Annotated in this window: 4 protein-coding genes; 2 read left to right on the plus strand and 2 right to left on the minus strand. The window is 60.6% G+C overall.

The annotated features are described in order from the left end of the window. Positions 1-315 precede the first annotated feature (315 nt). Positions 316-2,271 carry an acetate--CoA ligase gene (gene acs / locus VF672_RS01890; protein WP_331100813.1) on the minus strand — a complete coding sequence of 652 codons (1,956 nt, stop codon included), beginning with the start codon at positions 2,269-2,271 and terminating at the stop codon, positions 316-318. Positions 2,272-2,719: 448 nt separating this feature from the next. On the opposite strand from acs, the gene VF672_RS01895 reads away from it, so the two are divergent. Both VF672_RS01895 and VF672_RS01900 read left to right on the plus strand, forming a co-directional pair. Next, on the plus strand, positions 2,720-2,986 hold the full coding sequence (locus VF672_RS01895; RefSeq protein ID WP_331100815.1) for a DUF2790 domain-containing protein: 267 nt from the start codon (positions 2,720-2,722) through the stop codon (positions 2,984-2,986). A gap of 167 nt (positions 2,987-3,153) precedes the next feature. After that, positions 3,154-7,662, plus strand: coding sequence for a deaminase domain-containing protein (locus VF672_RS01900; RefSeq protein ID WP_331100817.1), 4,509 nt, complete (start codon positions 3,154-3,156; stop codon positions 7,660-7,662). Positions 7,663-7,752: 90 nt separating this feature from the next. Here VF672_RS01900 and VF672_RS01905 read toward each other — a convergent pair whose 3' ends face one another. Then, positions 7,753-9,318: a sigma-54-dependent transcriptional regulator gene (locus VF672_RS01905; RefSeq protein WP_331100820.1), complete on the minus strand. Its 1,566-nt coding sequence runs from the start codon at positions 9,316-9,318 to the stop codon at positions 7,753-7,755. Positions 9,319-9,672: the final 354 nt, after the last annotated feature.

Below are 9,672 nucleotides of genomic sequence, written 5' to 3' on the forward strand. Positions count from 1 at the left end.
TGGGTGCAGGCTGAACGCAGGTCTCGCGCAGTGGGCCGAGCGGCATGGATGCCGCGAGAGCCGCCCCCCGCCATGGATGGCGGATGGCGGCGGGCCCACGGAGCGGGACCGGAGTGAAGGAACCCGACGAAGTCGGGCCAAGCCAGGAGCAAGCACCCTTGGTTACTTGGGGATGGTGCGACTTTCGACCTTTCCAAGTAACTCGCCGAAGGCGAAACGGTCTGCCCCCAGGCAGACGCTCTTGATCTTAAAAGCGTTTAAAACAAAAACGCCCCGCCCGGCGTTAACCGGACAGGGCGCCTCAACCCATAAACGTCAGGCGGCGGTCATGGTTTTGTGGGTTTCCACCAGATGTGCCACGACACCCGGATCAGCCAGCGTAGAGATGTCCCCCAGTGCGTCGTACTCCCCGGTGGCAATCTTGCGCAGGATGCGGCGCATGATCTTCCCGGAACGGGTCTTCGGCAGACCCGGCGCCCACTGAATCACGTCGGGCGAGGCGATCGGCCCGATCTCCTTGCGCACCCAATTGCGCAATTCGATGCGCAGCGCTTCGTTCGGCACCTCACCGCCGTTCAGCGTGACGTAAACGTAGATGCCCTGCCCTTTCAGGTCATGGGGCACGCCCACCACGGCTGCTTCGGCCACTTTAGGGTGGGCCACCATCGCGCTTTCGATCTCGGCGGTGCCCATGCGGTGACCCGACACGTTCAGCACGTCATCCACACGACCGGTGATCCAGTAGTAACCGTCTTCGTCACGACGGGCGCCGTCACCGGTGAAATACATGCCGCGGAAGGTCTTGAAATAGGTATCGACGAAACGGTCGTGATCGCCGTACAGGCTGCGCGACTGACCCGGCCACGAGTCGAGGATCACCAGATTGCCTTCCGCCGCCCCTTCGATGAGGTTGCCCAGGTTATCCACAAGGGCCGGGATCACGCCAAAGAACGGACGCGTCGCCGAACCCGGCTTCAGGGCAATGGCACCCGGCAGCGGGCTGATCAGAATGCCGCCGGTCTCGGTCTGCCACCACGTGTCGACGATCGGGCAATTCTTGTTGCCGACGGTGTTGTAGTACCAGTTCCAGGCTTCCGGGTTGATCGGCTCACCCACCGAACCCAGCAGACGCAGGCTGGAACCGTCGGCGCCTTCCACGGCCTTGGTACCCTCGGCCATCATGGCGCGGATTGCCGTCGGCGCGGTGTAGAGGATATTGACCTTGTGCTTGTCGACGATCTTCGACACGCGGGTGATGTCCGGGTAGTTCGGCACGCCTTCGAACAGCAAAGTGGTGGCGCCATTGGCCAGCGGTCCGTAGACGATGTAGCTGTGGCCGGTGACCCAGCCGACGTCGGCGGTGCACCAGTACACTTCGCCTGGACGGTAGTCGAACACACGCTCGTGGGTCAGCGCCGCATACAGCAGATAACCCGCCGTAGTGTGCAGCACACCTTTCGGCTTGCCGGTGGAGCCCGAGGTGTAAAGGATGAACAGTGATTCTTCGGCGCCCATTTCTTTCGGTGCGCAAGTACTCGACGCCACCTCAAGCAGCGCGTGGTACCAGATGTCGCGATGGCGGTTCCACTCGATGTCGCCGCCGGTGCGCTTGCAGACGATGACTTTCTGCACGCTGCTGGTTTCAGGGTTGGTCAGCGCGCGGTCAACGTTGGCTTTCATGGCGGTCTTCTTGCCGCCACGCAGGCCTTCGTCAGCGGTGATCACCACTTTGGATTTGCAGTCGATGATGCGACCGGCCAGTGCCTCAGGCGAGAAGCCGCCGAACACCACCGAATGAATCGCGCCGATCCGCGCACAGGCCAGCATGGCGACCACGGCTTCGGGAATCATCGGCATATAGATCGTGACGACGTCGCCGCGGTGGACATCCTGCCCGCGCAACGCGTTGGCGAACTTGCACACTTCTTCGTGCAGTTCGCGGTAGGTAATGTTGCGGCTCTCGGAAGGATCGTCGCCTTCCCAGATGATCGCTATTGAGTCGCCGCGTTCGGCCAGATGACGGTCGAGGCAGTTGTAGGAAACATTCAAGGTGCCGTCGGCAAACCACTTGATGTCGACGCGATGGTCGTCGAAGGAGGTCTGCTTGACGGTGGTGAAAGGCTGAATCCAGTCAAGGCGTTTGGCTTGCTCGCGCCAGAAGCCATCGGGATTGACCACCGACTGCTGGTACATCGCCTTGTAGGTCGCCTCGTCAGTCAGCGTATTGGCTGCCACTTCAGGGCGGACGGGGTACAGGGAAGCCGCACTCATCTTTCTTACCTCGGTGGAAATGTTGTTGTTTTATGACCCTGTTGTATCTGCCGATGGCTTGAATGGCCATTCGACGATGGTCTTACCGACTCCGAGCATAGCCCTGAACGCCGGTGAAGTGCCCGGTTTACGGCAAATCTTCATGGACCGGCTACGACTAAAGAACCCGCCCAGCCCACGCCAACAACCCGTAGAGAGCGATTGTTGCCGATTTGCTCAATAGACTTTATCAAAATGGTTTCTATATGAATGGCAGCCGGGCGCCTAGAATCTGTTGCGCCAACACGGCAAATGATTGATCAACAACAGCCCCCACGCTGGACTGTTCATCAACGCTCCCACCCGTTAATACCGCGCTTCACTCAGAGCCTCACAAGGGTTTTGTGCACCCTGCCGACTGCAATTCATGCGTCGCAGGTTTGATGAAGCAACTTAGAGGAATTCAGTAATGAAAGCTGCACTGGTTGTAATGGCTCTCTGTGGTTTCAGCGCCATGGCAATGGCAGAAGAGTCCGGCGCTAAAGTGGCCGCCCAGCAACAGCGTGTCGAGGAATACACCTACTCCACCAAGCTGGACATTGCGAAGGTGATTTCGGTGGATGAAGTGCCCAATGTCTGCCGAGTCGTGCCGCAACACATGACCTACGAAGACTCGCAAGGCAAACGCCACGTGATGGAGTACCAGGTAATGGGCAATGGCTGCAGCAATGGCTGATTGACGCTTGAATGTTCACGCCCCGCCGGCCCTTGTCGCGGGGCATGACTGATCATATTGGCCGTATAAAACTTGTATTCAATACATATGTAATACCCAGTGCTTCGTGAAATAACCAACGTCTCCTGACACCACAACGTTGAATCGTTAATCAGGAAGCACTCATCATGAGATCCCCTCACGTCCGCGAAACATCCGGACTGTTCCAACTTCGCCTGCAACAACTCAAGGCTGATGACATCGTTGTTCTCAACGAGATTACCGGCCCACAGTCGCTGGTTGCCTCTCTTACTGATCTTTTCAAAGATTACCTGGCCGCTGATGCCGCCGTTGAGAACACACTGCGCGACAGTGATTACCTGGCGCTGATCAATCGCGTGCTCGACTCCGCCAACGTAGAGCGTTTTATCAGCGGCACGCTGTACGAGGGCGATAAACGCACGCCCATTGATCAGCAAAGCCGGGCGACGTTTTTTTCCACGGTGTGCCGCCTGGTCATCGAACACGAGGTCCCGGGAATGCTGGATGCCGCCCTGGCCGAGGTTAGTCAGAGCCATTGCACCTACAAGACGTTTTCGCTGGCGGACCGATTGCATAGAGCCTTGCCGCCACTGCGCCGCGTCGGCGCGTTATGGGCAGCGGCGTTCCTGTTTCATGACGAGCTGAGCCATGGGGTTCAGGCGCCCGAGACAACGCCTTTACCGCCGCCCCTTGACCTGCGCGGCTATCAGGATCTGCATGCATTGATGAGCCACCTGTTGGCCGATCAGCCGGGTGACTCCCTCTGCATCAAACTGTTGAACCTGCTGCCCATGGACCTGCTGAGGGTGAGCAGTGGGGAATTTCGCCCTGCCACTCTTCAGGAAATCGCGGCCGGCGCCGACCTGTTGCCTGACCGTCAAGACAGAATGGCGTTTTTCCCCGGCGCCACCCTGAGCCACCCGGCAGACGTCGCCCTGGAGGCGCTGCTGAACTGCGCGCCGTTTGCCGCCCTGCAGCACCAACTGATAGAGGCGCTGGAGTGGTACAACCCCGAGGACCCGCATCTGGCGTCCACTTCCATGGCGCGGCAGCTGACCATCCAGGCCTTGATCGACTGCATTTACCCGCCTCATCAACGGCGCATCGGGTACCTGCTTGATTTCCACCTGTTCGCGCAAGCCAACGCAGACTGCTCGCTGTACGACCTGCGCATCAATCTGAGCAACAGCCTGCGCCGCACACTGGGCTGCCAGAACGCCGACGCGCAGATCATCATGCAATTGCTGGCGACGCGGTTTGCGCCGGAACTGCTGCTGAGCGATGCCCCCGATGATTTTCGTTACCAACCTGACCTGCGCTGGGTCAATCTGCGCCACGCCATGACACTGGACAGTGCAGCGCCGCAGTCGCGCACGTTTGTGCAATGGGAAGCGCTGCCCGCCACGCTTGCCGCCCAGGCCACGACGGTGGAAGAAAAGCTGCACATCGCGACGACCCGCACTGACGCGATGATCGTGTGGAACCTGTACAACCACCACGTCACCGAACAACCCTATTACTCTGCCGACGACATCGCTCGCATGAGCCGTTATTTCGGGGCCGCCTGTGATCGACAAGCACTCAACGACCCGCCCGATCGCCTCAATGACGCGCGACGATTGCTGTTACAGGCGCGCATCAACCCTGACGCGCCGAATACGTTTAGCTCTGGAACGACCACCGAACTTGAGGCTTACTTGGACGATGGCACTGCGTATCGGCCTTCACGTGCTGTGGCGAATCCGCTTCCCGACGCCACGCGGCAGTTCGATCAAGCGTTTGATCGCTATCTGACAGAGGCACGGCAGACCTTCACGCAGCTGATGACGTTGTTTCTGGACGACTTGCCGACGCTTCATCGCACTCGCCTGCTCAGCGCAAACCTCCGTAGTTACGCGGTCGTATGGCGCCAATACGTGGGTCCGATGGTGGGGGCCGTGCCCTCGATCGACAGCAGCCCTGCCGGTGACTGGCAGGACTGCCGGGGCGGCCACGGCGGTGTGGTGCATGCCGAACACGAAGGTCAGCACTGGGTGTATGAACTGTTCCCTGAGCGCTACACCTTTAAATGCACACCCGTCGAGGCCGGTCGGGGCATGCAGCTTGGTGATTCAAACCTGGCCGCTGAAGCGCTGAATCTTCTGGTCAGTCCTCATCATGAGCGCTACAACGGCGTGCCACTGCCCTATGAAAAGTCCGATCTGTCAAAAGCGGTGCCGCTGTCCCGCCGTCCGGGCAGCGACAACCAGACGCACCTGGTGCAGAGTTTTGTTGAGGAGATTTTCCTGCACCACCACCAGGCACTGCGCGAAACCTGCAAAGGCGCGACCCGGCGGGAAATCGCCACACGGCATCGCCAATCGAACTCAGACGCCCAGTACGCCTGGAAGCTGATCAAATCGGTGGTCCCCCTCGTGGGCTGCGTTGACGTCAACACGGGCGGCGACGCCCTCTCCTGCGTTGCCGACGTTGCTGACTTTGCCGACGTCGCCGGCCCGGTCATGACCATTGCCGGCCGCGCACTCAAACCTCTGATCAGGCTGGGAAACAAAAAGCGTGTCTGGTCGCCTCGCCTGCCGTCTCCGAGCAGTCCCCGCCAGCAGAACGGCCGGTGGTTTGCCGGACAGGACGCCGCACGCGTGCATTTCGAACGCCGGGTGCAGGCCGCCTGGTCCCACGTAATCACTGGCAACTTCCGCCAGCGCGGAGGCATGTTCCAGCGCCTCTCCGACACGGGACCGACCTCTGATCCAGCGATGCGGTGGGCGAAGGTGGATAACATTGACCAGGTGCTGGTACGAAACATCTCCAATGCTGAGACCCCGGACTACCGCTGGTGCAATCCCCACGATCAAAAACCCTACGGCCCCGTGCTCAGCCGCGACCAGGCGGTCGGCGCGGATGAAACCTGGGTGTTTGTCACCACCCAGAAAGGCTTGCTGCCGGGCCAGTTTCCGGGCGCCGTGTTCCTGAACGAGGTGGTCGGGCATGGGCACGATCTTTCGGTGGCGGATGGCCGACACATCCGTGTTGTGCGTCGGGATCAATCGGTCACTGACTTGATCGTCGACGATGTCAGCTATCGTTTCGACGCTGACGGGGGGTTCGGCATGCTTCGAAAAATCGAACTGCAACCGCCCAATGCAAGGCTTGGGCAGCTGGATCAGGCGTCTCACTGCGTGATACGTCGCAGCCTGGTGCAAGCGAGCTGTTCCGGCGCACTGGTGTTGCTCTCGACGACGCGGCCGGCGCTAGACCCGGCGCTTGAGCCGCTCACCACAGGTGAACAGGCCAGTCATGCCTTCATGACACATCGGTTCAGGCCCGCGCTGCGCTTTACCCCGGTGCGCGGACAGGCCCACCCACGACAGACTCACTTGCTGGTGGACGAGGGCAAGGTGAGTGCCTGGGTCGACGAAGTGCTGCCGGCACGCGGCGCACACAACGTACAGACGACAGGCCGCAAGATACTGGCGGCCCTGACTCCCGATGCTGCCGTTCACTTGGGTATCACCACACCGCTGCACTATCGGCCAACCGTCCAGGGCAGAGTGATGAAGGACCAGACCCTGGGGCTGACGGATGGCATCAGCCCGGCCTGGCGTGAGCGTATCAACCAAGAGCTGCCGGTCGTGCAGCTCGATTCAATTTGCAAAACGGTTAACGACCAGCGCGAGCTACGTGCGATCAGACTCACACTGGAAGACGGGCCCTGCATTGCCGTCGAAGCCGACACGGGATACTTCTATAGAGCCCGGGAATTGCCCGGCAATACGCAACTGACGTTTACGCGCATGACATCCGAGGCCGAGATTGACGCCTATCTGACCTCAAGCGAGGGTTATCGCCTGGGCGCGGGACGACGCGCTCTCAATCAGGACGTCGATAACGTCGCCCGTCTGTTGTTTGAACTCGAGAACCCGGGCGCTGACATGCGCTACGCCGACCCCCTCGTACGCTCAGACATGGAAAACCACGCCCGGAACGTCTTCACAAACGCGACGGCGTTGGAAAACTTTGTCACGCTGACCAGAAGCAGCATCACCCATTTCAAACCCATGAGCGAGGTTGACCCGCTGACGCGTCAACACGTTGCAAGCGTGATCGGTTCGTTGCTGCCTGCGCCCAATTCCCGGCATCCCTGGCGCCCGGTGTCAGCTGCGGACATTGCCTTGCAAACGACCGGGGAAACGATCCGCAAACACCTGAACACCACCAATCTGGCGTTTCTTCTGGCCGAAACGTCAGACCACAAGCACCACGTTTATTACGCGCTGGCTGGGGGGAAACGGGCCAAGAACCTGACGTTGCGTGACCCTGCAACCCGCGACGGCAGTTCTACGAGGTTTATCGATGCACGCGAACGGATGCGCGATCAGGCGCCGGACCCCAGCTTCACCAGTTTGCCGGTCCTGCGCACGGCAAGCAGGCTCAAGATTCGCGAGCATGACCGCTACCTGGACGCCGAACGCCTCATCGCCACGGCGTTCAAACAGGACATGCCGGCGGCGGAGGACGTGATCCAGATCCATTTCTTCACCCTGATGGACACCTGCTATTCCTGCGGAGGGTTCGTCCTGCCGCGCCTGAAGCTGGACTACCCGGGTGCAGACTTTTCCCTCAGTTATATCCTGCCCTATACCCCGCCGAGCTGAGGCCTGATCGTCATCAGGAATTAATCGCCAAACCTGAGCAGGCACGCTGGACACCGTCAGTCGAACGGGCCCCTGCCCCATGACCTTGCGCTATAAAGGTTCGGGTTTGGGGCCTAGATCGTAATGGCGCAGCTTGTTGGCGATCGTGGTATGGGACACGCCGAGGCGCTTGCCCAACAAGCGGCTGCTCGGGTGCTCTGCATGGAGCCGCTCGAGCAGTGCCTTTTCAAAGCGCCCGACGATGTCCTCCAGTGTCCCGTCCAGCGAAAAACCGCCCAACGGCTGACGCTCGCCGTAGTCGGGGAAGCGGATGTGCTGCACCTTGATCACCCCGCCCTCGCACAACGAAACCGCCTGGAACAACACGTTCTCCAACTGTCGGACGTTACCGGGCCAATGGTAGTGGCGCAGCCGGTCCAGCGCTTCGGGAACGATCTTGGGCAGCGGACAGCCAATCTGCCGGCTGGCCTGATCGAGGAAGTGCTCAACCAGTGGCGTCAGCCCGTCCAGGCAGTCGCGCAACGGCGGAATGTGCAACGACAAGACGTTCAGGCGGTGATAAAGGTCCTCCCGAAACGCACCGCGGGCGCACAGCTCGGACAGATCAACCTGGGTGGCGCAAATGACTCGCACATCGAGAAAGACCTCTTCGTCACTGCCGACCCGGCGAAAGCAACCTTCTTGCAGATAGCGCAGCAGCTTGGCCTGCAGCCGCGGACTCATTTCCACTACGCCATCGACAAACAGCGTGCCGCCCGCGGTGAGTTCCAGCAAACCCAGCTTGCCTTCTGCCCGCGCGCCATCGAAAGCGCCGGGGCCGTAGCCGAACAATTCGGTTTCGGCCATGGATTCGGACAGGCCGGCGCAGTTGAGCGACATCATCGGCGACTGCCCGCGCGGGCTGGCCAGGTGGCAGGCCCGCGCCAGCAGTTCTTTGCCGGTTCCGGTTTCGCCTTCGATCAGCAGCGGCGCGTCCAGCGGCGCCATGCGCCGGGCCTCTCGAACCACGGCGGCCATCACTTTTGAGCTTTGAAAGATGCTGTCAAAGCCGCGCAGCTCCTGCTTGCGCACGTTATAGATGTGCTCGCCGACCCGATCCGCACGGTGCAGGGTCAGCACTGCGCCGGCCATGGCCTCGCTGTCTTCGTGCTCCGATTGCAGGGGAGCGATGTCTGCGAGAAAGATATCGCCCTTCACTTTCACGCGCAGGCCGTTGATGCGAGAACGGTTGGCACGCACCAGTTGTGGCAAGTCGAAGTCTTCGGCGTATCGCGACAGCGGAATGCCCGGCACTTCATCGACCCGCACGCCCAACAACTGCGCGGCGGCACGGTTGGCCGCGACGATGGACCCGCCCATGTCGATGGACAGAACCGGGAACTCCAGCGCGCCAAGCAGCGCGTTGAGCTCCATGTGCCGACGCTCGCTGGGCATCAATCCCACGCGCTTGACGCCGAACACCCCGGCGACGGTCTCGAATTTCGGCACCAGCGCCTGGAATTGAAGATTGATCAGGTTCGGACAACGCAGGTAAATGGCATCGCCATGTTCACCGCCCACCTCCCCGCCGGACACGTTAACGCCGTAGGCCACCAGCAGCTCAAGGATGTCGCGCAAAATGCCGACGCGGTTCTGGCAATGGACTTTGATACGCATGGAGGACTCGCGGAAGTGGCGACGATTTCGAAAGGGGACGAGTTTACCGTCAAAAATACGTTACACCTAAGCCGCGAGCCATGGGCATGCGTGCGAGCTCTTCAGGATGAATTCGCGCGAACGTCACGATTTCTTTACGGCCTGGCGATTTTGGTTCTACACGCCGACTCGTATGCAGGCCTCTGATGGCGGCGAAATGGGCTATCAATAGCCCAACTGGCCTTCGCGCCCGTCACCGCTTTGCGCCCTGTTCCTCCACGACAAGAACAAGCCATCAGGAGAGCCGCATGAGTACGCAGTACGTTGCCCGCGAGCCGGACGCCACCGGGTTTATTGACTACCCCGAAGCCGAGC

The organism is Pseudomonas sp., from assembly GCF_036387035.1.
Classification (GTDB): domain Bacteria; phylum Pseudomonadota; class Gammaproteobacteria; order Pseudomonadales; family Pseudomonadaceae; genus Aquipseudomonas.